This window comes from Paenibacillus sp. URB8-2 (assembly GCF_013393385.1).
Taxonomy (GTDB): domain Bacteria; phylum Bacillota; class Bacilli; order Paenibacillales; family Paenibacillaceae; genus Paenibacillus_AQ.
The window spans coordinates 4,692,549-4,718,791 of sequence record NZ_AP023239.1 but is presented as its reverse complement, the minus strand read 5'-3'; the positions used below and the strand labels follow the sequence as shown (position 1 = coordinate 4,718,791).

The window sequence follows — 26,243 nt, the reverse complement described above, 5'->3', positions numbered from 1 at the left end:
GCTTGCACCGGAGTAAGTTATCCGAGCATACCGTGGATTGCAGATCCTACTCCCCCTCAAACCTGAGCACAAACGCCATCTTCTCCCACACCTGATCCCCCGCATGCACGGGATACACAATCTCCGCCTTCGTGCCGGTATGTACAAGGATCGGTTCGGGGGCATCCGCCTCCACAGCCACCTGGAGACCCGGCAGATGCCAGCGGCCGGGCGAGATTTCCACGCCGCCGACCTCCTCACCGCCGATTTCAAAGACGAGCTCGACCGGGACCTCGCTGTGAAATTCGGCGGCGATGTCGAGCCGCCGCTTCCCGGCCTCCGCGTTAAAGGTCATCCCGCGAAGATGCGAGTTCCACGTCTCGCCGACAGCCCGGCGGACCATGCGCATGGTATACCGCCGGCCGTCTTCGGCGAGCCAGTGGGCGGTGGCGTTATGCATCTGCCCGTTTGTGTTCCGGCTGCCGGACATGCCGCCGATCATCAGCCGCTCCGAGATCCAGGCGCTGGCGGCGCAGACATTGCGATTGCGCCCCGGCAGGTCCCGTTCGCATAACTCTTTGAACCTTCTGTAGGCGAAGCGTTCTCCTTGGGAATCCCGCAGCTTCATGCGCACGGCTTCCGGCACATCGATCCCGACCAGCGCGATCATGGGGTCATGGCTGGTCTCGCAGTTGATTCCCGTCAAATGCCGGTAACCGGCTCCAAGCGCCAAGTAGATGAACACCCCGATGGAGCTGTGCTCGGTCATTTCATTCTCGTAGCTGCGGGCATAAGGGCCGCAGAGGTTCTCCAGATTCGGCTCGTAGAAGTCGGCGATATCCTCCCACAGGCCATGCTCCAGCTCGCGCCCGATGCCCTTGAAGGAAGCGGTGCGTCCGTACCGTCTCCACATGCCGAGCACCGTAAGATCGACGCCGTAATACGTGCTGGAGTTAAACTCGGCGAACGAATGGAACTCCCGGTAGTCCTCCAGCAGCCGCATCGCGCCGAGCTCCGCATGCACAGTCCACCCCAACTGGTGATACCGGTGTCCGTAGTAATGGGCAATAAACAGATGCATCAGCTCGATGTTGGTATTCGTGGGAATCGACTGGGAGAGGTATCTTTCGAACGAGGCCGATACGGTACGGTGCATGGCCCGGTCGATCCGCTCCGCCAGCTCCTTCGGCAGTTTCTCTTCAAAATGCTCCAGGATCAGCGCGAACGTGCACGCGATGAACTCGCGCCAGTTGGGGTCAAAGCTTCTCCATACCCTGGGATACACTTCGTCCACGGCTCTGCGGAACATCCCGAAGAGCTCCGGAGCCTGCAAACCTGCATATTCCGCAAAGCGACGGTACACCTCATCCATGGCATCCGGATTGGCATAACCATATCCCGGAGGGAAGGTTCCCCAGGCGGTATAGCCCGCGGGAGGCCGGGGGCGCTCCGGCGATTCCAGGAAGGTGCCGTCATAGATTTCACCGTCTACAGCCAGCTGCATATCCAGCACGCGTCCGATCACCTTGAAGGCCGTCTCGGCGTCTTCTCCTTCGTCTCGAAGCAGCAGCCCGAGGGCGTAGTGCGCGCTTTCTCTTGTTACATGGAACCGCTCGCCCTTTACCTCTTCGGCGATCATCTGCGCCTTGGGGTCATAGCAAGCGTCCATTTCCTTCATCACCTGAGCGACCAGTAACAACTGTTCTTCCGACATCGTAAGCATGGGATTATCTGGCATCGGTCACCGTACCTTTCCGGGTTCTTGTAATTGCAAGCAGCAGCGCGGCGCCAATCGCAGCGCTGATCGTACAGGACAGGTTCATGGCGGACGGGCCGCCCGCTTCCAGCAGGTAGCCGTTCAGCAGATTTCCGAGTATTCCGGCAAGCCCGGAGAAGACGATCGACAGAATGCTCTGCCCGGTCGTACGCATCTCTTCCGGCACGATCCGCACCATGAATTCCACCGCCGTCACGTACAGGAGACCGAAGGACAAGCCCTGCAAGACCTGCACGCCCACCATCACGGACGGAACCGGGAACATGAACTGGATGCCCCAACGCAAAATATAGGCGAGTGCTCCGAGGAGCATTGTTTTTTCCACACCGAGAACCTTAATGATATACGCCGACAGGAACATGGAGGGAACATTGGAGAAAGCGGCGATCATCAGCGCGATGCCCGACCATTGGTAGCTGCCGCCCGCCATCTGAAAGACCACCACAAAATAGGTGTTAAATGCAGTCAGCGTCTGGTTGATGAGCAGGCAGGCCAGCAGAAACAGCAGCACCGTCTTATGCTTAAGCAGCCCGGCCAGTCCGCTGGAGAAGCTTTTGGTCTTGACCTTCACATCCGACTGTTTGGGAAAGCCGAGAATAATGAGAATCCCGATAAGGGTAAACAGGAGAAACGGGATGCCCAGATACTTCGGCGCATACGCCGCAACAAACGATCCTGCTGCATAGCCGCCGAATGCGTTCCCGATGCTCTGAAAGCAGCGGATGGTCCCATAGGAGGAGCCTGCCGCATAAGCCGCCGTTACGGCATACGCGTCGCTCACCGGAGCAAGCGGTGCGGTAAAAGCGATGTAGAGCATATAGCTCATAATCAGAATCGTGACCGAGGGCAGCTGGAACAGCAGGGCCGCCATAGCCGGAACGCTCAAACTTAAGACCAGAATCAGCTTGGTCATGCGGTACTTGTCCGCCATCCTCCCCCAGAATAGCTGGGCGGCGATAACCAGAAACGAGGAGAACGCCATGATCATGCCCACCCGGTCCCGGTTCAAGCCCTGATCGATAAAAATGGTGCTGATATAGGGATTAAGCAGCCCTCCGGCCAATCCCGTCAGCAAATAAAATCCCCTTAAGCGAAATAAAACGGTAGGAAAGCCTTCAAGCCATGTCGGCCTTGTCATGTGCACACCTTCTACTAAAAGTTCGTTATCCTTTCACTGCGCCGACCATGGTTCCGTTCACGAAGTAACGCTGCAGCCACGGGTAGACGAGCAGAATCGGGATGGTTGCAAAGATTACACTGGCCGCCTTTAGCCCTTCGGGCATAACTTCGAACATGCCGACCCCTTCGCTGCGAAGCAGGTCGCTGGCCTGGGCGTTGCTCACAATCTGGTACAGCTTCAGCTGCAGCGGGTACAGTTCGGGCTTCGTGATGTACATCAGCGTATCCTGAAATCCGTTCCAACGGTTTACGGCATAGAACAGGCTGAGCGTGGCCAGCACCGGAGAGGACAGCGGAAGGATGACGCTCCATAGCGTTCTGAAGTGATTGCTTCCGTCAATTTCAGCCGCTTCTTCCAGCGAATCCGGAATCCCTTTAAAGAAGGTAATCAGAATGATCAGGTAGAACGGGCTGATGAGATTGGGCAGCACGAGCGACCAGGTGGTGTTGATCAGTCCCAGATCGCGGATCAGCAAATATTCGGGAATCATGCCTCCGCTAAAAAACATCGTGATGACGATAATCAACATAAACAGGCTTTTCCAGCGAAGATTGGACTTGGCCAGCGGATACGCCGCCATCATGGTCATCAGCATGCTGCATGCCGTCGTTAACAAGGTTAGAAAAATCGTATACGCCAGCGAGCGGAGCATGGAGGTATCGCCGAACACCCGCTTGTACGCTTCGAAGGTGATCTCCATCGGGAACAGCGTCACTTTGCCCGACATGATCGACCGGGACGAGCTGAAGGAAATGGCGATAATATGGATAAAAGGAGCTATACAGACGATAACAGCTAATGAAATCAGAACGATATTCGAAATATCGAACAGGCGATTGACGCGTTTTTCACTCATGAATCCCACTCCTTGTCTGTCTTTTAACTGTTAAATAATCCCGTCGCCCGTCAGCCTCTTCGAGGCAAAGTTCGCGATCAGCAGGAAGACTAGACCGACCACCGCCTGGAACAGCCCGACGACCGTCGCGATCGTATACTGCCCGGATTCGATGCCGATCCGGTATACAAAAGTGCTGAGTACATCCGAGTAATCGCGGACCGCCATGTTGCCGATAACGTATGGACGTTCAAAGCCGATGCTGATCATGTTGCCGAGTTGGATAATCAGCAGGGTTACAATGGTGGTCTTGAGGCCCGGAATCGAGATGTGCCGGATGCGCTGGAAGCGGTTCGCGCCATCGATCTCCGCCGCCTCGAACAATTCGCGGTTGATGCCGGTCAGTGCGGCAAGATACAGGATCGTTCCCCAGCCTGCGCTCTGCCATACCCCTGTGATCAGGTAGGTGACGAGCCAGCTTTCTTTTGCCGTAAGAAAAGGAATTGCGCTGAATCCCATGCCTTCAAGCAGGTTGTTGATCATGCCGGATTGGGTGCCGAACACCTGGGTGACGATCCCGCCGATGATGACCCAGGAGATGAAATGCGGAATGTACAGAATGGTCTGCGACAGGCGTTTGAACCAGCCGATGTTCAGCTCGTAGAGCATAATGGCCAGAATCAGCGGCGCGGGAAAAGATATCAGCAGGTCCAGGAAGTTCAGCATCAGCGTATTCCGCAGCGTTTTGTAGAATTCCTGATTATGGAACACCTCGCGGAACGCGTCCAGGCCGATCCACTTGCTGCCGGAAATGCCCTGGAAAAAGTTGAAATCCTTAAACGCGATCTGTACGCCATACATCGGGCCGTATTTGAAGATGAAAAAATAGATCAAAGGGAACAGCAGCAGGGCATAAAGACGCCAATATCTTTTGTAATAAATGCCAGCTTTCACGGGGTACGCCTCCTTTACGAACAGTCTTTAAGGGCTGACAGCCTGACTTGCGGGCCAGCCCCGCCGGACTTTACTTAAGATCCAACCTTACTTCTTGATCATTTCATTGTAGACTTTCGTGCGTTCATCCAGGATGGCCTGTCCGCCGCCCGCCATGTATTCCTTCATCAGCGAATCGTATGTGCTGTCAAAAGCATCTTCGCTCACCATGGCGGTCTTCACGATGATCTCCTTGTATTTGCTCTCCAGACCGCTGCCGTATTTGGATTCGGCTTGAATCGGCACCGGCATGACGATGGGTTCGATCGGATTCGTGTTGGAAATCTCGACGGATGTTCTCATCAGATCCTGATACTCTTCCGGCACCTGACGGATATAGGCCTCGGCATTGCTCTTCTCATCGCCGATATATTTGCCATTGGCAATAATGGCCATATCGCCGTAGTTGTACATCCGGTCGGTAACCTCCTGAGGAGCGTCAGCCTTCGCTACCGGAATACCGTCAACCAGAGTGTAGTTCTCGCTTTCGACGCCGTTTTGCATGAAAAACAGGTTGTTGCCGGAAGCCATCCAGTCCAGATATTTGATCGCCTCGACCGCATGCTTGCTGGATTTCGGAATCATGATGTACATCGCATTTGGCGCATAGACAGGCTTGACCGTTACGCCTTCGGAATTCGCATAAGGATCAATCGGCGTCATTTTGGCTCCTGTCACATTGGTCTCCAGGTTCTTGTACGTGTTGGTATAATCAAAATACATTTCGCCGGCATCCTCGGTGTAAGCGCCGACCAGACCGTTCTGCACGTCCTGCCACAGCTGCTTCTTATCTTCATCCAGCGCAAAATCCTTGCTGATTAATCCTTCGTTATACAGTTTATTCATAAAGTGGAGGCCCTCTTTAAATCCGGGGAGCAGAACCGGAATGTCGGCGGAGCCCAATTTCTGGGTCAGCGTGTACCGCTGTTCATCGGTAGTCGGCTCGATAAAGGACCAGAGCAGGGAGTCATACTGTGCGGGGGCGATGCTCATGCCGAGCGGAATCACTTTGCCGCCCCTATTGCCGGGGTCCTTCTCTTTGAAAGCAACAAGCGTGTTATACAGCTCATCCGCCGTCTTCGGGACCGGAAGATTCAGCGCGTCCAGCCAGTCCTGGCGAACGTAGGAGGCATACTTGCCAAGCACCAGACGCCGTCCGGGAATCGACAGCTGCGCGCCGTCCACCTGGCCGTAAGCCAGGGCGTCCTCGCCCAGGTACTTTTTCAAGTTAGAGCCGTACTGATCCAGGAGCTCAGTCACATCCGTCAGCCCGCCTTGGGTGGCATAGCGATAGAACGTACCGGAGTCATAGGTGAAGACGATATCGGGGACGTCGTTGGCGCTGGCCATCATGACGTTCAGCTTCTGCGTTTCTTCGGATCTGGGGACAGGCACATACTCGATCTCAATGTTGTTGGGAGTACCGAAGTTCTCCTGCACGTAATTGGTCATGTAGTTGTCGCTGATCGTCATTCCCGAAGGAGAGTTCCCCCGGTCGAAGACTTCGACCTTCAGCTTGACCTTCTCCGTCGAAGCGCCGCCTGCATCCGTTGTGGCGTCCGAATTGGAACACGCGGATAATAGTAAAGATGCGCTCAACGTCAATGGAATCATCAACTTTGAGTACTGCTTGAACCTGCTCTTGCCTTTTTCCATGCCATTACACTCCCCTATCCGATTGTTTATTTATTTCCCTGCTGTCACCCTTCACGGCGTCCTCGGGATTACCCACAGTATGATAGCTCACATAAGAAAGGATCAATAAACTTGTTTTCAGCGAATAAACCGTGCTTAACGTCAGGATTCATGACTCAATAAATCATTTTTAAGCAATAAACCGAAAAAAATCGCAGAACTATGCGGTTTTTTTCGGTTTATGTTAGATTATATAACACTTAATTCATCATTTGGAGGCCGGGTCCGCTGCTGAAATGCACCTGTTTTTTCGATTGAAAATAAGAAATCATCCGGGAATGGCTTAGTCTGATTTGAAGCCTAGCCGGCATTTTGTCTGCGGAACTCGCCCGGCGTCATCCCGACCACGCGCTTGAACATCCGTCCGAACGTAATCGAATTGGAGTAGCCCACCAGCATCGCGATTTCCTGCTGCGGCATTTCGGATTCCACCAGCAGGCGCTTCGCCTTGCCGATCCTTAGCTGCAGGACAAAGTCGACGAAGTTTTCGCCGAAGGCTTCCTTGAAGAGCTGGCTCACATTTTTCCCCTGCAGCTGGAACCGGTCGCTTAAATGCTTGAGGGATAAATCGGGGTCGTCAAAATGAGCCATGATATACTCGCGAATCTCCAGCATGGTCGAGTGAAACCCGCCGTTCTCATAGATCGCTACATATTCCCCATAGGCCGAATGCAAGATGTCCCTGACCTCATCCGCCAATGCCGGCAGGTCGTCGAAATAGCGCCGGGAGTCCGCCTCATTCCCGCTATTTGGCAGGGAAGTGGAAGCGTCCAGCACGAGTATGCCCTCTCCCGCCTTCTTTTGAATGGATTTCAGCAGCGATCCGATCATCGTATAAATGCTCTGGTCGCTCATCTTCTGGGACTTAAACTGCTCGAACATAAGGTCCACCTTGGCGGACCAGCCTTCATTGCGCATCTGGAACATTTCCGCGATCTCCATGATCAGGGGCCATACCTGCATCCATTTTTGGCCGGCTTCTTCCTGAATCCGATCCGTGAATATGACATTGGCATAGCGCCGGGTTAACCGGTACTCCAGCGCCTCTTTGGCCCCCTGATACGAACGCGGAGCCTCCTGCCAAGTCTCGAAGGCAGCCCCAGCCCCGAACATGAAGGAGAGATCGAACTGCCCCTTCACCCAGTCCTGGCATTTATCCGTCAGGGCGATGATCTCGGCTTCCGAATACGGGCTGCTTCCGGCAGGAGCCACAATGCCCAGCCGGTTCCCGTAAATCCATTCGCACCAGGACGGGCATTCCTCGCTGCTGAAGAAGTCCTGCAGCATATTTTGCAGCGCGAGCCGGACCAAGGCCTGCTCCTCCGGCTCCAGGTTCAAGCTATCCGTCTCGATGTCCGCCACGAGAAACCACTTGTACCGCTTGCGGTGCTGCTCCTGAAGCAGGGGGATCGGCTCCTGCCAGAATTCATCGAACTCGGTGACGGAACCTTCGATCAGGTCGATAAAGAGCTGCCGCTTCTTCGTGAGCAGATTGTCCTGGCTCTCCCGCTCATACTCCTTCATCTGGGCGGTCAGTTCCTCCAAGGCCGTCTCGATAAACCGCACATCGCCCTCCTCGGTTTTGTTCAGGGCGGATTTCAGCTGAATCGTCTCCAGCTTGTTCAGAATCAGGGCGATCGGCTTGTAATTCCGTTTGGAGATATACACCACATACACCGTGCTGAGCGCGATAACCGCTACCCCGACCGCAATCCACGTGTAGGAAATCAACTCAAACCATTGAAAGAACTGGCCGGACTTGATGCCGCTGCGGATCGTCCAGCCTGTGTTCTCAATCGGCCTTTGCGCCAGAAAGTCGATTTTGCTCTGCTCTTCTTCGCCCTCCAACGCCTCTTCCGAGGAAAGGACGACCTGCCCGTCCCGGTCCACGATATCGAGATAGGTGATATTCCGGTTCTTGCCCATTTGAATATCGTTCGCAAAGCCCTCTACCTTCACATTGATGACGGCAATCCCTTCTTTGCCAAAAGGTATCGGCAGCGGCTTAACCAACGAGATCACCGGGGTATTTCCGTCATCGTAAGAGCTCGGGACCGCCCGGGCTTCCGACCATTCTTCCGTGTTCAGTGGGCCGGAGAGCTGGCGTTTCAAAAAGTCCCGGTCATAGAACGGGTCAAGCTCGGATTTGCCGTCCGACATGATAACCAGCCCGTCGCTGGCCCGGTATAGATAGATGGATTGAATGAGAGAATAATCATTTTGAAGGGAACGGAGCGAAGAGGCGACTTCATACAGCTGGATATCTTCCTGCTGCGAGTTCGGCTTGCTGCCGTCGAGGAAATCCATCATCTCATCATTCAGCGTGAATTCTTTCAGGAAAGCTTGCTCCACCTCATCAAGGGAGCCTACAATCATCTCCGATATATATCTGGCAAAAATCTCATTTGCCCGCTCCGTCTCCCTCCGGGAAATATCCGAAACGGTGACCATCCCGATCAGGACAATCAACGTGATCGTTAGGAGGAAAATCGGAAAATACGACAGAAGCTGTTTTTGATACCATTTTTTCAATCCTCTCACCTCTGTCTATTCATCCCATTAATGAATAAATATTTAGAAACAATAATAAAGGGATTGCCCGGTTTGGGCAATCCCTTAGCGGTGAAGCTTTTACTGGAAACGTTGGGAGAGCTCTGGGCGTGAAGCCCTTCCCTTTCTGTCCTTATCCTCGCACATTCTTCTATCTGCCTCGTGGGCAGATGAAGGCAAATCATGAAAAAACCCGGCCCATAAGGTATCGGACCGGGCCTGCTTGCCGGTAACATGCACGCTGTGAGTGCAGCTTCTAGTTCGCCAGCTGCAGGGTCTGCTGCAGACCGTTGACGCTGTAGCGGTTAAAGGTTACCTTGCCTTCCGAGGTGACGATCCGCAGGGTGTGGTCGCCGTCCGGCAGATTATTTTTCTCAAATACGACTTTATTGTAGCCTTCGAGATCGGCGGCGGTGAGGTCAATCGTGCCCTGCAGCACGTTATCGATATATACATCCGCTCTGCCCAAATTGCTCTGCACGTTAGACAGCCAGCGGACGCCGGTTCCCGTGAAGCCGAAGGATGCGACCTCTGCCGGAGCTTCGGTTTCGTTCCAGCTTCCGTTGTCATTGGTCTGGACGCCCGGAGAATAGTAGACGCCCGGATCGTTAAAGGCGTAATCGTGCCAGTCGGACTCCGTCGTTGATGACTGCTTGGGAGTGAGCTCTGCATAGTCGATATTGACGCCTCCCGTGTTGCTGCCGTCATGGCGCAGCATGATGGTGTTCGGTCCGTCGATAAGCGTGACATCGGCCGTTATGCTTTTATAGGCGCCGGCGCCCGAGTTCTTGCCGGTTGAAACGAAGGCCAGCTTCTTGATCATCTTGCCGTTGACATACAGATTCAATGTGGCGTCCGCCGAGGTGGCGTAACCGATGCGGAGCGAATAATTGCCGGCGCCCGGCATGATGTTGATAATGCTGATGCTCGATCCGTTGCCGTGCATATCACGAACATAGCCGCCGCCGGATGCGGCGTAGTCTACCGCCGTTTTGGCGATGCCGCCAAGCTGAGCCTTCTCAGCCTCATACACCGGACCGCCAGGGGTAACCGGCATATCCGGCACGGTCAGCTGCACCGGGTCGCTCGGGGCGGAGACGTTGCCGGAATCATCGACGGCCCGAACCGTATACGAGTAGGTGCGGTCGTAGCCGATCGTCGTATCGGTGAACTGCGTCACCGAAGACGGCAGCGCCGCGATTTCCTCTTCGTCGCGGTACAGGCGGTAACCGATCGTTCCCCGGTTGTCCGCCGCTTCGTTCCAATCAATCGCGGCGGAATTCCATGCCGCCATGGCTGCGCCGGCCATGACCGGCTTCTCCGGCGACTGATCTTCCTTCGGCGTCAAATAGAGCTGAACCGCTTCTCCGGCGGCTACGGTCAGGTCGAGGTCCAGGTAGGACGATACACTTCGGTCATCCACCGAATAGGAAGCGCCCAGGGTGCTGCCGTCCCCGTACTGCTCCACCCGGTACATGCCGCTCTCCGGCAGCGTGACCCGGACGCTCACATGACGCGCCGGAGTGCCGGCCGGCTCGAAGTTCACGACGCTGATGATCCGCTTGTCGGACGAGGCGCCGACCAAAGACGTTCCGAGCGCGCGCGTATCGACGGCGCGGACATAGATCTTGCGGCCGGCCGATTCGTCGCCGCTCAGGAAGGTGTAGGGCAGCGGCGCGCCGTGCGTCGCATAGGCCGCCGCCAGGCGGCGGAAGGTGCGCAGCCGGGTCTCGCCGCCCTCCGCCGAATTGGCCGCCCAGGCCGCCGTGTCGGCCGACCGGTGCGTGCTCCAATTGGCCGGACGGGCAAACAGCGCGTAGTTCGGGGAGGACGAATCGAAAGCGGTATGCTGCATAATATGGTCCGCGTAGCCGATATCTCCGCGCATTTCCCGGTCAAAGGCGGCGGCGAATTTATACGCTGAAGCGCCGAATTTGCTCTGGTCGGCGTGCAGATCATTCGCTCCCGATTCGGTCATGACCATTTCCTTCGGCAGTCCTTCGTCCGTGCCGCCGTTGTAGGTGAGCAAATTCTCATTCAGGGCGCCGCCTCGTCCCTGCGCAAGTCCCGACAGCCCGTAGCTGTGGCCGTTCGTCAGGTCCGACAGCGCTTCGATCGGCCGTCGCTGCGCGGGGTCCCGCTCCCAGCCGTACGGCGTTCCCTTGGTCGGCCAGTAGGCCCAGCCGGGAGCGACCATCTTGACCCAAGGAGTATTGGGCTGTTCCGACTTCAGGAACTGGGCCATTTCCACGAGTGAGGACTGGTTATGATTGAACACGCCGGGCTCATTGTCCATTTCAAGATAAGAGAAATACGAGCCATAATCGGCCATGAACTGTCGATAATACGTCTTCATGCTGTCAGGCATGTGGCCGGCGGTCATGTCGGCGCTATTCATAAAGTCCGTGCCGAAGATTCCGACCACCGGCTGCAGATTCAGATCTTTCATGGTCTGGAGGTAGGAGACGATGCCGTTCTGCCACATTTTCCTCGTGTCAGACCAGAAGCCTGTCCGCATCATATTTCCGCTGTAGGCAATGCCGAGCCATTCCGTCAAATCGGGCAGGAGCCGGGTTACATCGTCATTGATGACGAATGAATTGGCGACAGCGGTTCCCAGATGAACATACCGGCCGTGGATCGGCTCGGAGGTCGGGGCGGAGAGCGCGGTCAGGGACAGCTCGTCCCACTCGTACCACAGATACGCATTCCCCGAAGTACTGGAATAGGCCCCGGCGTATACCTCCAACTTCAGTGTGTTGTCTCCGGTCTTCAGCAGCTCGTTCGGTATATACAGACGATAGAGGTCGCGGTAGGCGTAGGCTCCGCCGCTGCCGGCCGTACCGGCAATCTGCAGAAGCCCCGCCAGCCTGCCGTTCGAATAGACCGCCATCTGGGGAACGGATATATAGGCATTCAGGATGTGCACGTCGAATTCCAGGCCGTAAGCAGGCAGGGTGTTCAGCGAGTAATCGATGCTGAGCGTTTTGTTAACGCTGGCCTTCATGCCTTTCGGGAACGACTTCCAGCCGCTTGTGCTTGGTTCGGCATCCGGCGAATAGACGGCGTAAGAAGCGGTCATGGCTTTGAAATCGGAAAATTCGGCGGAGCTTCCGTCATGAGTGCCGATGGTCCAGAGCGTTCCAGCGGGGACGGACTCCGGCTGCATGGCGGCTGCAGGATTGCCGTAAACGTCTTGTGCAACAGTAACAGGCGCGGAGCCGGCCGTCTGCTGATCGGCGAAGGCCTTGACGGCCGGGATGGACGGGCTGCCGATGGCGATCCCCAGCGCCATGAGCGCGGCGATGCCTTTGGCGAGGAAGCGGGAATGTGAAGCCTTTCTTGCGTTCTTTCCACGTAATTCGGGGACGGGTCGATCATTTTTTTTGCGTTGGGTCATCATAGCAAGTTCTCCTCCGGTTCAATATACCCCTTAACGCCGCCGATTTGCTCGGGTAAGCAAACCAGCGCCCGGTTTGGGCGGAGGAGGAACAACTTTTCACAAACGAGGCAATCGTTCAAACGGTGGCAATCGTTCAAAAAGCTCTTCCCCCGGAACGCCTGACTGCCGCGCTCCGTAACGGGCGCAGCTTCGAAGACATTCTTTTTTTCCGGCAGCACGGCTGCCACCCTCGTTCTCCGGATGTGGAGACGAAGAAGGCCCTATGGCTTTGCGTCCTTGCCTTTCGGCAAGTTTGCCTTTGTCACAATGGGTAAAGCTGAATAATGCAAAAGGCTTGAAACTGGGACCAGCGCAGCAGACGGCAAATTTATATTAAAACGGCTGCGGCTGCATAGGCGGGAGGGAAGAGAAAGGTAGGAGAATAGGTGTGTTTTGTTTGGGACGATGATAGCCGATACAACCTATATAATTCTTTACAGCAGTTCAATAGTAGTATCGGCCCGGCTATGATGTTTTGTTAGTCTTTAAAAAAGGAATGGTCCTTTTTAACCGGTTGGCACAGAGATAATGGGTATAAATAACTATGTAGTCTCCCGTTTCACCAGGCTGAACGAGAGCGGCTGGAGCTGCGGATTTCGCCCGAGCAGCGCAGGAGCCAGCAGTAGAAAAGCGTTCTCTGCCTGGCCCGCAATCGGATTCCGGACGGTCGTGATGCCGAGTGTCCGCGACAGCTCCGAATTATCAAAACCGACGATGGCCAGATCCCCGGGCACGTCCAGTCTCTGTCTGCGCGCTTCGCTGAGGACGCCCGCCGCCGCCAAATCATTGGAGCACAGAATCGCATCCGGCCGGTCCGTTCCGCCCATCAGGGACCGCACCACCCGCTCGCCGTCACGGATTCTGTAAATAGAGGAGTAATACCATTTCTCATGCACAGGAAGACTATACTTGTCCATGATTTGCTCATAGGCAAACCGTCTGCTTCGGGTATTGATGCTGCTGGGGCGGCCGAATGCATTGGCGATACGCCTATAGCCCCGCTCAATCAAATGCTCCAGGGCGAGGGCATAACCGTCATATTGATTCATAGCGACTGACGGTATTTCAGGATGGTCCATGCGCTGCCACGACACAATCGGCCCATATTTGCAGTAGGAAGAAATGACATTCGTATCGTTCACGGAGGTCAGAATGAGCAGGGCGTCGACTCTTTTTCTTTTGAGATCCTCGAAGGCCTGCAGCTCCTTTTGCCTATCCCCGCCGGTGGTATAAATAATCGTCTGAAACCCGTACCGGCCGGAGATTTCGACGAAGCCGTTCATAAAGCGCAGGATAAGCTCGCTGAGGTCCATGGTGATCATGCCGATTTGCTGGGTTTGGCCTTTGGATAAAGAAATGGCGTTCCGGTTGGGCACATAGTCCATCTCTTTCATAATGGCGAGAATCTTCTCCCTGGTCTCCGGGCTGACATGCGGGGAGTGGTTCAGGACCCTGGACACCGTGGTTTTGGAAAAGCCCGACAGCTTGGCAATCTCGTCAAGAGTGGACATAAGGCTTATTCTCCTTCGCATGAAAAATACTTGACATGGAACGCGTTCCAAGGTTTAGGATGCGTAAATAGAGCGGTATTCCTATATTATCACAACTGAAAAGGCGGGAAGAAACATGAGTTTGCAATTTCCGGAAAGCTTTTTATGGGGCGGCGCGGCAGCCGCGAACCAGCTTGAAGGGGCGTACCAGGAAGACGGCAAAGGGTGGTCCACTCAGGACGTTATGCCGCATGGAGTCAAGACGCCTCCCACGGAAGTCCCTACCGATGATAACATGAAGCTGATCGGGATTGATTTCTATCACCGTTATAAAGAGGATATCAAGCTGTTCGCGGAAATGGGCTTCAAGGTGTTCCGGACGTCCATCGCCTGGTCCCGGATTTTCCCGAAAGGGGACGAGCTTGAGCCTAACGAACAAGGCCTGCGGTTCTACGACGACCTGTTTGACGAGTGTCATAAATACGGCATTGAGCCGCTGGTCACCATCTCCCATTATGAGACGCCGCTGCACCTGGCAAGAGAATACGACGGATGGGTCAACCGCAAGCTGGTTGATTTTTACGCGCGCTATGCGAGAACGATTTTTACCCGATACAAGAACAAGGTGAAGTATTGGCTCACCTTTAACGAGATCAATTCCATTCTGGAATTCCCGTTTATGAGCGGCGGGATCAACACCCCGAAAGAGAAGCTGGGCAAGCAGGATCTGTATCAGGCGATTCACCATGAGTTCGTGGCAAGCGCTCTGGCGGTGAAGATAGGGCATGAGATCAATCCGGATTTCAAAATCGGGTGCATGGTGCTCAGCATGCCGATTTATCCGCTCACTCCGCATCCGGACGATGTGATCAAGGCCATGGAGAGCGATCACAAAAATACGTTCTTTGCCGATGTCCATGCCAGAGGCTATTACCCGGGCTACATGAAGCGGTTCTTCAGAGAGAACGGCATTGACATTCATTTCGAGCCGGGAGACGAAGAGACCCTGAAGCATACCGTGGATTTCATTTCGTTCAGTTATTATATGAGCACTTGCGAAACGGCCGACCCGGAGAAGCAGATCAGAGGAGAAGGCAATCTGCTGGGCGGGGTCCCGAATCCGTATCTCGAAGCGAGCGATTGGGGCTGGCAGATCGACCCGCAGGGTCTCCGCTACATCATGAACGCGTACTATGACCGGTACCAGAAGCCGCTGTTTGTCGTGGAGAACGGTCTTGGCGCCGTCGACCGGCTTGTGACGGACGGTAACGGAGACAAGACGGTGGAGGACGACTACCGGATCAATTATTTGCGGGATCACCTGGTTCAAGTCGCGGAGGCTGTTGCCGACGGCGTGGAAGTCATGGGGTATACGAGCTGGGGCTGCATCGACCTGGTCAGCGCAACAAGCGCCGAACTGAAGAAACGCTACGGCTTCATCTATGTGGACCGCCATGACGACGGTTCGGGCACGCTTGCGAGATACCGCAAGAAGTCGTTCCACTGGTACAAGAAAGTGATTGAGACCAACGGGCAGAGCCTGTTCAAATAAGAACTCCGGCAGCCAATCCTAAAGTGTGTAACGGACAGCACAATCGCACAGCTCCGTCTTCAAACGGGCGGCTGTGCGATTTTTTGTGCTGAATGAATGTAGACAATGACCTGCACGGGAGCATTAACCTTTTGGGCGGTAATAAGAGGGGCTCTTGCCTTCAACGGTTTTAAAAAAGCGGCTGAACGCGTGAATGCTGGTGAACCCCATGTTCTCAGCGATAATGGTCAGCGGGTCGGCGGTGAACTGAATCCTATGCCTGGCGGCGTGCGCGCGCATGAGCTGATGATATTGGATGGGGCTCATGCCGAAAGCCTGCCTAAAAAGGCGGACCAGATAGTGCTTGCTGATACCGGACATCTTAGAGATTTCATCCAGACTTACTTTGCGGTTCGTATTGTGCATCAAATATTGTTTAATGTGCATCAGGGAATGCATATTGGTCTCGACATGGGAGTTGAGGCTCCAGTAATTTTCCCGAAGCAGCTGAATCCACAGCTGAATAAATAAGCCTTTGACCTTGAACTCGTAGTAGGGCATTTTCGTTTCGTATTCGTAGATGATGTCCAGCAGCATTTTTTCAATCAGCACCGGATTCTTCAGCCGCAGGTGGCTGGATAGGGGGACGGGCATCTCATCGATAATATCCGGCCGGAAATAAGCCAGTTCCTCGGGTTCAATCTCTTCGATCGGCCGAAACGACACCTTTACCTTCTCGCTGTCCTCCGTATAGAAGAAGTCGAAATGGATATGGGGCTGGCGCAGACGCTGCTTGCCGACCTTTTTAATTTTATGCCGCTGCTTCGGCCGGAACAGAAAAATATCGCCGCGAACGCCTTCATAAACCGCATCCTCGATCGTCACGATCACCTTGCCCTCCATAATGTAGAGCAGCTCATAATCGAACAATTGCCTCTCTTTTATAACCCAGGAATCTTCCACAATATTATCCATGGCTACACGGATGTAAGGCGAAATTTGGTGCAGAATCATAAGAATCAGCCCCTCCCCTCTATAAATGAAAGCGTATCATAAAAGCAATAAATGATAAATAAAAAATAAGCTATGCTAAATACTCAGCCTAAAAATAGGGTTACGATAAAGGTGTACTTCAAAGGCATAAGCAATATTTGCCATATTGGAGAATACCGATACAGAGGGGGACATGCAAACCATGAAGAAAAGATTCCCGATTGTTCTGATGGCATGTTTGTTGATTCTCAGTTTGGCGGCATGCGGCAGCAACACCGCTCCCAAAAATGAAAACGCTTCATCAGGTACGGATTCGGTTACATTATCTATCGCCATGCACGTAGCCAACGTCAAGGACCAGGAGCCTTATATGTACGGCATTATACAAAAGTTCCAGGAGAAATACCCTGATATCAAGATCGACCTTACGGGAGCGGAAACCCAGGAGCATGTCAAGAAAATGAAAATGATGTCCCAGTCGGGCAACCTTCCGGATATATTCTGGATGCTGCCGGCTCCGACCAAGGAAATGAATCAGGCGGGGTTGCTGCTGGATTTGACCGATTTCCTGAAGAGCAATCCCGAGATTGCTTCAAGCATCGACTCTCAAATGGTAAGCGATTACCAGGAGGGGGGCAAGCAGTTCGGGCTGCCGTATCAGGCGCTCGTGACCGGATTATGGTACAACCAGGCATTGTTCGATCAATATAAAGTCAAAGTGCCGGAAACGTATGAGGAGCTGCTGGCGGCGGCGAAAGTTTTTAAGGCCAATAACATCGTTACCCTTGCGAAGGGCTCGAAGGATACATTCAGCACGTGGGCTTTCCTCGGCATGTTGACCCGGTATGGATTCTTTGACAAAATCGCCGACATCGAGAGTGGCAAAGAGAAATTCAACAATCCCGACTTCTTGAAGCTGTTCAACAAGATTGACGAGCTTCGGGTGAACGGGGCTTTCCCGGAAAATGTCTCGACGCTGTCTTACTTCCAGGCGGTCGAAATGTTCACCGGCGGCAAGGCCGCCATGCTGGATGCCGGTGTGTGGGAAACGAAGAAGATTGAAGGCAGCCCGATCGGCAAAACGGCCGGCTTCTCCTGGGGTCCGACCTTCTCCGACGGCGTCGGCAACCAGAAGATTGCCATGGCAGTCGCCGCGGCTCCGCTGGTCGCAAGCGCCAAGGTAAAGGATGACCCGGCCAAGTATGACGCGGTCCAGAAGTTTTTCGCCTACTTCTACAGCCAGGAAGGCGCAGCGGTAATGGCTGAGAACGAGGCACCGCCGGTCGTGAAGTATACGGGAACCGTGGACAAGGCGAAATATCCGGTATACGCGGAAGTGATCAGCAAGCTGAATGAGCCTGGCTGGGAGCGGGCGAAGGCGCAGCCCGATCTCGTGGTAAGCGAGGCGGTGGCCAACCAGCTTAACGACAGCATTTACGGCGTCATCAACGGCATTTACAAGCCGGAACAAGCGCTCGATCTGATTGACCAGAAAGTCGCGAAGTAACAGGGAAGCACAGGCTGCCGCCAAGCGCTCCGGCGTCCGGCGGCAGCCGATACCCAACCCGGGAAAGGCGGTTGATGTCATGATTGGAAGCTTTGCTCTGGGCGCGCTGATTCTTCTGCTGATTGTCTCTGCCAGTTCGGTCCGGTCCGAAGCCATTTCAGAGTATAACGGCAAGCCGGATACGGGAAGCGGAGCAACATCTGTCGGATGGGGGAAAAAGAAATGATCTGGCTTAGTAAACGAAGAACGATTTTTTTCATGCTGATTCCCACAATGATTGTCTATTTGGGCTACATCATCATGCCCGTGCTTATCTCCTTCTATTATAGCCTGACTGAATATACGGGCATCGGCACGGCGAAATTTATCGGTCTGGATAATTTCAGCAGGCTCTGGGAGGATTCCCTGTTCTGGATTTCGCTAAAAAATACGCTGGTTGTTCTTGCGGTCTCTCTGCTGCTGCTGCTGCCGGGATCTTTCCTTCTCGCTCTGATGCTCAATGTCAAGGTTAAAGGGGGCAACGCCGTAAAAGCGCTGAATTTTGCGCCAAGCATTGTCGCTCCGATCCTGGTGGGCCTGATCTGGGTGTTCATCCTCGACCCGCAGATGGGATTGATCAACGTTATTTTGACCAAGCTGGGTCTCGGGCAGTTCGCCCTGTCCTGGATTGGCGGCAAGACCTTAACCCCGTATTCGATCGGTATTGTGTTTACCTGGCAGATGATCGGGTTTCTGGCAACGATCTTTCTGGCCGGACTCAAGATGATTCCAAGAGACGTCTACGAATCGAGCTCCATGGACGGGGCGAACAAGATTCAGCAGATGTTCCGGATTACCATTCCGATGATGAACGAGACGGTCAAGATTAATGTCGTTCTTATTATTACGGGGGTGTTCAAAATCTTTGAAACCGTGCTGCTGCTGACGAATGGAGGCCCGAATCATTTATCCGAGGTCATGGTTACCTATATGTACAATATCACCTTTACCTCGGGCGAATACGGTTACGGCATGGCCATTGCCACGGTTACCTTTCTGCTGACCCTGATCTTTTCCCTGATCTATATGACCCTGAGCAGAAAGAGCATTGAGTAATAGGGGGAGAGTTCAATGAGTTATGTATCGGGTACCGCAACAGGCTCCGCTGTGAAAGAGGCGAAAGTCATGAAAAAAGGTCGCATGAACCGAAGTGCCGGCATGACTTTGTTGGCTTACCTTATCACCCTTCTTGTTTTGCTTCCGTTTCTGTGGATGATTCTGCTGTCGTTCAAATCGAACAGCGACATTCTGAATAATCCGTTTAGTCTGCCTAAGACGCTGAGCTTTGACAATTACGAGCGGGCGCTATCAACGCTGAATATGGGGCTGCTGTATAAAAATACGTTCATTATCGCCGTCATCACCATCGTGATTGAAGTCTTGATTACGTTTATGAGCTCCTATGCTTTGACTCGGATGGTATTCCGTTCCGAACGCTTAAGAAATTCCTTGACCGCGTTCCTGCTGGCCGGATTAGCCATACCGGCGTTCATCCTGCTGTTCCCGGTATACCGGCTGACCTTGTCCTTCGGGCTGCTCAACACGTATGCTTCACTGGTCATTCCCTATATCGCGACTTCGATTTCCTTCAATACGCTGCTCTTTACCGGCTTTCTCCGCGGTTTTCCAAGAGAGGTGGAGGAAGCGGCAATTATCGACGGATGCGGTCTCCTCACGCTGGGCAGATCGGTTGTATTCCCGATTATTATGCCGGTGGTCGCTACAGTGTTCATTTTCAACATGCTGTATATCTGGAATGAGTTCCCGTTCGCGGTAACCTTGATCAGCGATGAAACGATGACCACGATCTCGCTTGGCATTTCCCAGTTCAAAGGCCGCTTTAACATTGATTACGGCGGCATCATTGCGGCGAGCACGCTGCTTATTATCCCTCAGCTGGTATTCTTCGCCGTCTTTCAGAGATTCATTATCGAAGGCATGACGGCCGGGGCTGTAAAGGGTTAAGCGGGTAAGGCTTAAGCGGCAACAACTTTTTTATATATATAAGATGAACTTGAAAAAATGTAAACAGTGTAAGGAGTAACGAAGGGGAAGTTTGGAACTGTAGGAGCGATAGCGATCGCCTTTGTCTCCGGATTTCAACCGCGAAGAGTAGATTAAATCAAGAAATCTGGAGACAACAGCGGCCGGAAGTCCAAACGTTCCTCGTAGTTGCGACTGGTATCTGATGGAAAAATCTTTAGTTCAGCTTATATAGAAAATATTATTTCACGCAAAGGAGATCTGACCATGCATACTCAATCGTTGAACTTGCTCGGTCAATTGACCCAGGTGAAGGAGGTCCGCTCGGCTCGCGTATCCAGCTGGGATCAGGACGGACGAAATCAAGATTATTGGATGATTCCGGCCGGCGGCTCCGTCGTGCTTGGCGATATGGAAGGACCGGGCAGCATCAATCATATCTGGATGACCTCGTTCTGCCGCCGGGTACACGGGCCAAGCGTAATGAATCCCGAGTGGGGCGGCAATATCGCGCCTGTTAACGAAATTCACAACGCGCTCGGCGTGACCTGGGAATCGGCCGATCCGGCCTGGTACCGCAAGGTGCTGATCCGAATGACCTGGGACGATGAGTCTCATCCAAGCGTGCTTGTACCGTACGGCGATTTCTTCTGCATCGGCCATTCCATGCCCGGCAACTTTGCTTCCCTTCCGTTCACCGTTTCGGTGAAACCGGAGGAGCAGTTCAAATTCGGCGGCGTGGCTTCGGTCAACTGCTATCTGCCGATGCCGTTCAACAAACGGGCCAAGATCGAGATCATTAACGAGAATGATGTGCCGTTCGGCTTGTATTTCCACATCGATTACGAGCTGTATAAGCAGCCGCTCGGCGCCGAGACCGCTTATTTCCATGCGCAGTGGCGGCGCGAAAATACATGCGACGGCTGGGGGCCGGATCTTCAGGTGAACACGCCGGAGGTCAACCGGGTCGCCAATCTGGACGGGGAAGGCAACTACGTCATTCTGGAGGCGGAAGGCAAAGGCCATTATATCGGCTGCAACCTCTCGGTCACCCATTTCCAGGGCAGCTGGTGGGGCGAGGGGGACGATATGATCTTCATCGACGGAGAAAAGCTTCCGAGCATCGTCGGCACGGGCGCCGAGGATTATTTCAACCATGCCTGGGGGATGCAAAAGAATGCGTTCCCGTTCCACGGCTCCATTGTGCATGAGAGCGACGTTCCGGGCTATCAGGTCTCCTACCGATTTCATATCACCGACCCGGTGCATTTCTCGGAGAGCCTCAAGGTAACGATCGAGCACGGCCATGCCAACCACCTGTCCGACGACTGGTCGTCGACCGCTTACTGGTATCAGACCCTGCCTTCCAAACCGTTCGGCATTCTGCCGGTGGAAGAGCGGATTCAGCTTATGCCGCAATTCCCAAGCCCCGGCGTGTTTAGAAAGGCCGAACTGAACGAAGAAATGGAGGAATCCTACAGGCTGGCCAAAGAACGGATGGACGGCTATGCCAAAGGGCGCGAAGAGCAGGTCCAGTTGAAAGTGGACCGCGTGTCCTGGCATTCCGAAGGCAATATCCGGCAAAGCCAAAGCGTGCGCGATTCGTTCAAATCCAAATAAAAGAGGGTGGAGGGATACTAGTGGAGCTGCCAACTCAAGGAGCGTTGCTGCACCGGGAGGCGTTGTTAAAGGCGGAACAGTCCATTTCCAGGATCAAGGACACTGTCGGCAAGGACCCGGGCCGGCTGAAATATCATTTTATGGCTCCGGCCTATTGGATTAACGATCCGAACGGCCTGATTTTTTACAAGGGTGAATATCATTTGTTCTACCAGCATTATCCGTATGCGGCCAAATGGGGCGCCATGCACTGGGGCCATGCCAAAAGCAAGGATCTCGTCCACTGGGAGCATCTGCCGATCGCGCTCGCCCCAAGCGAGCCTTATGATCTGCATGATCGGGGCGGCGTTTTTTCGGGCAGCGCGGTTGACGACAACGGTGTTCTGTCCGTGCTCTATACGGGGACGGTCATCAAAGACGGCGTTCTGATCCAGTCCCAGTGTCTGGCTACCAGCCAGGACGGGATCACCTTTGAGAAGTATGAGGGCAATCCGGTCATTCCCGGACCGCCGGCGGACGGATCCGCCGATTTCCGCGACCCGAAAGTGTGGAAGCATAACGGAACGTGGTATATGGTCGTTGGCTCGAGCAAGGACGGAATTGGAAAAGCGCTGCTTTACAAATCGCTGGACCTTCGCGCGTGGAACTACGTTGGCGTTCTTGCCGAAAGCGACGGAACGATGGGGACGATGTGGGAGTGCCCGGATTTCTTCCCTCTGGATGGCCGCTACGTGCTGCTGTTCTCGCCGATGGGCATGGGAGAACGCAAAACCATCTATCTGGTCGGGGACATGGACTATGAAACCGGCCGGTTCACCTGGGACACGATGGGCGATGTGGATCACGGCTTTGAATATTACGCTCCGCAGTCCTTTCTGGACGGCCAGGGCAGACGGATCATCATCGCCTGGCTGAACGCCTGGGACTGGATGCCGTGGTTCAAGGATTTCGGACCGACGGCTGTCAATCACTGGTGCGGCGCCATGTCGGCGCCCCGGACTGTGGAGCTGGACAGCGATAGCCGGCTGATATTTAAGCCGGTCAAGGAACTGGAGGTTCTGCGCAGGGAGCATTACCATATCGGACAGACCGAGGTCGCCCCGGACGCTTCGATAATCCCTAAATATGTAGGAAGCGACTGCCTGGAGATCAAGGCGGAGTTCGAGATGTCCGGCTGCACGGCCGAAGAAATCGGATTCGTGCTGAGGGGCGCAGGTGACGGCTCGCAGCAGACGCTGCTCGTCTACAATACGAAGACCGGCGTCCTGCGCTTTGACCGCACCCATTCGGATGGCTGGAGCGAGGGCGTCCGCACGGCGGCTCTGGAAAGAACGGGCGAAGAGCCGCTGAAACTGCATATTTTTGTTGATACCAGTGTAGTAGAGCTGTATACCGATAACTACCGTACGGCCATGACGAATAATATCTATCCCGAGCCTGCCAGCATTGCGCTGGAGGTCTTCGCTAGCGGCGGCAGCGCGAATATCGCGTCGCTGGATATCTGGAAGCTGCGGTCGGCGTGGTAATCGGTTAGCGTATAGACCGGATAGATAAATATAACAAAAAAACCGGAGGCCATTTAGCCTTCGGTTTCCTATTTTCATTATTTAACCATTTACCCCGTGATTAAATGGTGTAACTGTGGTGCCGGCCAAAGTAGTTGTTGGGGACAGAGTTATTACGATACTAAGAAATGTTATGGCTATAAACAATGCTGTTAATGTTTTTTTCATCAGAAAGCACTCCTTTTAAAATATTTTCGTACATACTTTGCTGCTCCGTACTCGTAAATGCTCGTACAGCCTCATACATGGCAACGGTTGTAAAAAATTCCCTATCTACATTCATTTTAGCAGCAATTGACAAATAATCAATAATATAATTTATCGTATCGTGATACCGCTGCTGATTCAGGTTGTAAATGGAAAGTTGATGAAGTAATTTGATATAATACACGCGGTTTCCGGCGTCTTCATAACTGGCGAATGTTTCAAGTTCTTCAGGAATGTAAGAATCAAGCAGTGGGTCGATATTCCACTTATTTAAATTGGCTGCTTCCAATATAGTAATGAGTCCTGGCAGTAGTTCTTCTTCATTACTTTTAATAAAATCATTATATTCATCCAAAACTTCCAGTTTACCTGATAACAAATCTATGGCATATGAATTCGCTTTTGCAAAATATTTAAAACGCTGAGCTTCTTGTCGGCCATCCTGGTCCTGACCAACAAATCCATCTAAGTTTGCATACTTGTCTATGTACTCTCTTGCTGCATCATAACGTCCTTGTTTTTGATAAACGATAGACTTTGCCAAATAGCTATATCCGATGTAAAATACAAGCGGCCGTCGGAGCGGTAATTGAAGCCCTGGAAAAACGTGTGCCTGTACTAACTGATTGTTATACAGACTCTCAGCCATTGCCTGCATATGATTCGCAACACGGTCAGCTTCGATCCAATCGTTTAGTTTGTAGTATGATCGGAACAATTCAAAGGCCTTGTCTAATGGATGATTGTTTTCTGACAATAAATAAACTTCTTCGAAGCTAACTTGTCCTTCCAAGCTAATCCCTCCACATTACTCATTAGGAGTCAATGGTGTAGTTCTGCATATAATTTCCTCCATATTATTACAAATATATAAAATAATTAACTAAAGGTCAATTCCTGATTAGCAATCTCCTTCAATCGTTCAAGGAATTGTCAGCAATTCACGGCATAGAAGGGACTGGGAAAAAGGGTCAATTAAATAAACTCTGAGTTACATAAAGATAAAAAGAAGTTTAAAACTCAAAGCAAGGCTCGTACTGGGGTGCTTTCCCGATACGAGCCCTGTATGGCTATTTTGATTCTACATTGTGTTAACTTGAAAATTCGAGTGATGTGTTACTTAAATACTACGTTTACATGCATATAGTGCTCTTTGTCTGCAAGTCCGTCGGTCCAATCAATATTGAGGAAAGATAATTGACTTTCCCATTGTGCTCTTTCAGCGGCAACCTGCTCTGTATCATTATATTCATCAGCATAACGATCAAAAATAAAAGTAAGCACATAAGAGTTAAGACTAACCCTTCCGTTTACGATACTGACCCATTCAGACGGTAGTATAATCTGGTTTTCACTTGCAGTGATTGATTTACCAGATAAGTTAATAAGTAATTGCTTACCCTGGTTTGTAATTGTTGCTAATTTTTTGGTGTTATCCCAAGTCAGCGAATCCACTTGTTTAGCGAATATATCTTTGATAGGGATATAAATAGTGTTGTATTTGGTTCTTGTAAGCTTACCATCGGCAGAAAGGTTAAGGATAGATTTTGTCGCATTACTATAATGCTGTTTAGAAGTCGTCACAAAAGCTTTGTCAGCAGGACTTGCTCCGGCCAATGAAGCAAAAGTTAACATACTAATCAACAATAGACATGGGATGGTAAGAACTTTCATTATTTCTCCTCCTTCTAAAAATGGAATAGATTAACATCTATATAGACGCTCAAATATTGGAAAAGTTCTGCTAAACACATGTGGTAGACCAAAATGCAAAGCCGGTCAGTCAAGGACAAACTCTTGACTGACCGGCTTGCTGTTTTTTCAAAATATGTTGTTATCCCGGTCCTTATTTATACGTTTTTAGCAATCGCGTTGGCTGTGACAATCGCGTTATACACATCCTCGGGTTCAACCGGGAACGGCATATTGCCCATCGTGTCCCCCGCTGCGCAGGCCTCTTCCGCTACCTGACGTCATTCGGACTCGATGAATTCCGTGCATCCCAGATCTTCGAGGATCAAAGGCAGACCTACATCCTTGACCAGCTTGATCACGGTTTCGAGCTCATCGAGCGGCGTATTTTCGAGCACCAATTGGGCCAGCAGGCCAAAGGTTACTTTCTCCCCGTGCTGGGCTCTATGTAATGAAGGCACCGCCGTCATTCCGTTATGGATGGCATGCGCTGCTGCCAGGCCGCCGGATTCGGCGCCGACGCCGCTCAAATAAATGGTCGCTTCGATCGTTTCTTCAACCGCGCGGGTGTACACCTTTTGCTCGACGGCGCGCTGCGCCTTGACCGCATGCTGAAGCAGCGCTTCATAGCACATTTTGGCGATGCCAAGGCCTGTTGTGGAAGGCTTCATCAGCACAAGGTTATCGCCGTTAGCGGCGTAGCAGGCCCGGGCTTCAAAATAAGTTGCGAGCGCATCGCCGATGCCCGCGGCAAAGAAACGTGCCGGTGCGGCTACCAGAATCCCTGTATCGGCAAGCACAACATCCGGGTTACTCGGCAGGAAGAGATATTCGTCAAAGGAACCGTCTTTCTTGTAAATGACGGACAGGGCCGTGCAAGGAGCGTCTGTCGATGCGAGAGTTGGGAAAATGACAACCGGCAATTTCTCGTAATAAGCGGTCGCTTTTGCCGTATCCAGCGTTTTGCCTCCGCCGATGCCTACGATAATGTTGGCTCCGGCTTTGCGGGCCAGCTCACGGTGGCGCTCAATTTCTTCCTTGGTGCATTCATAGTTGAACTTTTCGAATGTCGCCTTGTTTCCGGCCGCGGCGATGGAGTCGCCGGCTTCGTTCTTTGCGCGCTCCAGGAAATGTATCCAAAGAAAAAAGCCGCCGGACTCTGGAG

General features: G+C 52.9%; 19 protein-coding genes, 1 pseudogene and 1 riboswitch. Of the genes and pseudogenes, 7 read left to right on the top strand and 13 right to left on the bottom strand.

Translation table 11 applies throughout. From position 1 onward, the window contains the following. Positions 1 to 46: 46 nt before the first annotated feature. From PUR_RS21755 to PUR_RS21715, 9 genes are all read right to left on the bottom strand, one after another. Positions 47 to 1,717, bottom strand: a complete 1,671-nt coding sequence (locus PUR_RS21755; protein WP_179037062.1) for a hypothetical protein — start codon at positions 1,715 to 1,717, stop codon at positions 47 to 49. Beyond that, on the bottom strand, positions 1,707 to 2,894 hold the full coding sequence (locus PUR_RS21750) for an MFS transporter (RefSeq protein WP_179037061.1): 1,188 nt from the start codon (positions 2,892 to 2,894) through the stop codon (positions 1,707 to 1,709). Before PUR_RS21750 ends, PUR_RS21755 begins: the two co-directional genes overlap by 11 nt. A 25-nt stretch (positions 2,895 to 2,919) precedes the next feature. After that, positions 2,920 to 3,792, bottom strand: a complete 873-nt coding sequence (locus tag PUR_RS21745) for a carbohydrate ABC transporter permease (RefSeq protein ID WP_179037060.1) — start codon at positions 3,790 to 3,792, stop codon at positions 2,920 to 2,922. 30 nt (positions 3,793 to 3,822) lie between these two features. Beyond that, on the bottom strand, positions 3,823 to 4,725 hold the full coding sequence (locus PUR_RS21740; RefSeq protein ID WP_179037059.1) for an ABC transporter permease: 903 nt from the start codon (positions 4,723 to 4,725) through the stop codon (positions 3,823 to 3,825). 87 nt (positions 4,726 to 4,812) lie between these two features. Continuing rightward, positions 4,813 to 6,420: an extracellular solute-binding protein gene (locus PUR_RS21735; protein WP_179037058.1), complete on the bottom strand. Its 1,608-nt coding sequence runs from the start codon at positions 6,418 to 6,420 to the stop codon at positions 4,813 to 4,815. A 339-nt stretch (positions 6,421 to 6,759) separates the two neighbouring features. Beyond that, positions 6,760 to 8,991: a helix-turn-helix domain-containing protein gene (locus tag PUR_RS21730; protein WP_179037057.1), complete on the bottom strand. Its 2,232-nt coding sequence runs from the start codon at positions 8,989 to 8,991 to the stop codon at positions 6,760 to 6,762. A 274-nt stretch (positions 8,992 to 9,265) separates the two neighbouring features. Further along, positions 9,266 to 12,412, bottom strand: a complete 3,147-nt coding sequence (locus PUR_RS21725; RefSeq protein WP_179037056.1) for a polysaccharide lyase family protein — start codon at positions 12,410 to 12,412, stop codon at positions 9,266 to 9,268. Beyond that, positions 12,409 to 12,639 (bottom strand): hypothetical protein, encoded by a 231-nt coding sequence (locus PUR_RS21720; protein WP_179037055.1) that lies wholly within the window; start codon positions 12,637 to 12,639, stop codon positions 12,409 to 12,411. The genes PUR_RS21725 and PUR_RS21720 overlap by 4 nt, the downstream gene beginning before the upstream one ends. Continuing rightward, a riboswitch (cyclic di-GMP riboswitch) is annotated at positions 12,620 to 12,719 on the bottom strand. Its footprint overlaps the gene before it by 20 nt. Positions 12,720 to 12,993: 274 nt before the next feature. Continuing rightward, complete coding sequence (locus PUR_RS21715) at positions 12,994 to 13,962, bottom strand: LacI family DNA-binding transcriptional regulator (RefSeq protein WP_179037054.1); 969 nt, start codon at positions 13,960 to 13,962, stop codon at positions 12,994 to 12,996. Between the two features lie 115 nt (positions 13,963 to 14,077). Between PUR_RS21715 and PUR_RS21710 the strand changes: the two genes are divergently transcribed. Continuing rightward, positions 14,078 to 15,493, top strand: a complete 1,416-nt coding sequence (locus PUR_RS21710) for a glycoside hydrolase family 1 protein (protein WP_179037053.1) — start codon at positions 14,078 to 14,080, stop codon at positions 15,491 to 15,493. 123 nt (positions 15,494 to 15,616) lie between these two features. Here the strand turns inward: PUR_RS21710 and PUR_RS21705 are convergent, their stop codons facing one another. Beyond that, positions 15,617 to 16,486, bottom strand: a complete 870-nt coding sequence (locus PUR_RS21705; protein WP_179037052.1) for an AraC family transcriptional regulator — start codon at positions 16,484 to 16,486, stop codon at positions 15,617 to 15,619. Between the two features lie 181 nt (positions 16,487 to 16,667). Between PUR_RS21705 and PUR_RS21700 the strand changes: the two genes are divergently transcribed. From PUR_RS21700 to PUR_RS21675, 6 genes are all read left to right on the top strand, one after another. Next, positions 16,668 to 17,972 carry an ABC transporter substrate-binding protein gene (locus PUR_RS21700; protein WP_232101600.1) on the top strand — a complete coding sequence of 435 codons (1,305 nt, stop codon included), beginning with the start codon at positions 16,668 to 16,670 and terminating at the stop codon, positions 17,970 to 17,972. Continuing rightward, positions 17,950 to 18,198 carry a hypothetical protein gene (locus tag PUR_RS21695; RefSeq protein ID WP_179037050.1) on the top strand — a complete coding sequence of 83 codons (249 nt, stop codon included), beginning with the start codon at positions 17,950 to 17,952 and terminating at the stop codon, positions 18,196 to 18,198. The genes PUR_RS21700 and PUR_RS21695 overlap by 23 nt, the downstream gene beginning before the upstream one ends. Then, positions 18,195 to 19,067, top strand: coding sequence for a carbohydrate ABC transporter permease (locus PUR_RS21690; protein ID WP_179037049.1), 873 nt, complete (start codon positions 18,195 to 18,197; stop codon positions 19,065 to 19,067). Before PUR_RS21695 ends, PUR_RS21690 begins: the two co-directional genes overlap by 4 nt. Before the next feature lie 15 nt (positions 19,068 to 19,082). After that, on the top strand, positions 19,083 to 19,976 hold the full coding sequence (locus tag PUR_RS21685) for a carbohydrate ABC transporter permease (protein ID WP_232101599.1): 894 nt from the start codon (positions 19,083 to 19,085) through the stop codon (positions 19,974 to 19,976). 285 nt (positions 19,977 to 20,261) lie between these two features. Next, positions 20,262 to 21,614 (top strand): glycoside hydrolase family 172 protein, encoded by a 1,353-nt coding sequence (locus PUR_RS21680; RefSeq protein ID WP_179037048.1) that lies wholly within the window; start codon positions 20,262 to 20,264, stop codon positions 21,612 to 21,614. A gap of 20 nt (positions 21,615 to 21,634) precedes the next feature. Further along, positions 21,635 to 23,140 carry a glycoside hydrolase family 32 protein gene (locus PUR_RS21675; protein ID WP_179037047.1) on the top strand — a complete coding sequence of 502 codons (1,506 nt, stop codon included), beginning with the start codon at positions 21,635 to 21,637 and terminating at the stop codon, positions 23,138 to 23,140. A 160-nt stretch (positions 23,141 to 23,300) separates the two neighbouring features. Here PUR_RS21675 and PUR_RS21670 read toward each other — a convergent pair whose 3' ends face one another. The 3 genes and pseudogenes from PUR_RS21670 to PUR_RS21660 form a co-directional block, all read right to left on the bottom strand. After that, entirely contained in the window at positions 23,301 to 24,179 is an 879-nt protein-coding gene (locus tag PUR_RS21670; RefSeq protein WP_179037046.1) for a DNA-binding protein, read from the bottom strand. 323 nt (positions 24,180 to 24,502) lie between these two features. After that, a complete protein-coding gene (locus PUR_RS21665) occupies positions 24,503 to 25,060 on the bottom strand; it encodes a stalk domain-containing protein (RefSeq protein WP_179037045.1) in 558 nt (185 codons plus the stop codon). A gap of 176 nt (positions 25,061 to 25,236) precedes the next feature. Next, a pseudogene (locus tag PUR_RS21660) lies at positions 25,237 to 26,205 on the bottom strand (glycerol dehydrogenase); the annotation flags it as partial. Between the last annotated feature and the right edge of the window lie 38 nt (positions 26,206 to 26,243).

Coding starts and splice junctions, on each gene's coding strand:
- PUR_RS21685 (WP_232101599.1), top strand. CDS start 19,083: ATGAGTTATGTATCGGGTACCGCAACAGGCTCCGCTGTGAAAGAGGCG.
- PUR_RS21750 (WP_179037061.1), bottom strand. CDS start 2,894: ATGACAAGGCCGACATGGCTTGAAGGCTTTCCTACCGTTTTATTTCGC.
- PUR_RS21725 (WP_179037056.1), bottom strand. CDS start 12,412: ATGATGACCCAACGCAAAAAAAATGATCGACCCGTCCCCGAATTACGT.
- PUR_RS21745 (WP_179037060.1), bottom strand. CDS start 3,792: ATGAGTGAAAAACGCGTCAATCGCCTGTTCGATATTTCGAATATCGTT.
- PUR_RS21680 (WP_179037048.1), top strand. CDS start 20,262: ATGCATACTCAATCGTTGAACTTGCTCGGTCAATTGACCCAGGTGAAG.
- PUR_RS21700 (WP_232101600.1), top strand. CDS start 16,668: ATGAAGAAAAGATTCCCGATTGTTCTGATGGCATGTTTGTTGATTCTC.
- PUR_RS21755 (WP_179037062.1), bottom strand. CDS start 1,717: ATGCCAGATAATCCCATGCTTACGATGTCGGAAGAACAGTTGTTACTG.
- PUR_RS21705 (WP_179037052.1), bottom strand. CDS start 16,486: ATGATTCTGCACCAAATTTCGCCTTACATCCGTGTAGCCATGGATAAT.
- PUR_RS21665 (WP_179037045.1), bottom strand. CDS start 25,060: ATGAAAGTTCTTACCATCCCATGTCTATTGTTGATTAGTATGTTAACT.
- PUR_RS21735 (WP_179037058.1), bottom strand. CDS start 6,420: ATGGAAAAAGGCAAGAGCAGGTTCAAGCAGTACTCAAAGTTGATGATT.
- PUR_RS21710 (WP_179037053.1), top strand. CDS start 14,078: ATGAGTTTGCAATTTCCGGAAAGCTTTTTATGGGGCGGCGCGGCAGCC.
- PUR_RS21690 (WP_179037049.1), top strand. CDS start 18,195: ATGATCTGGCTTAGTAAACGAAGAACGATTTTTTTCATGCTGATTCCC.
- PUR_RS21715 (WP_179037054.1), bottom strand. CDS start 13,962: ATGTCCACTCTTGACGAGATTGCCAAGCTGTCGGGCTTTTCCAAAACC.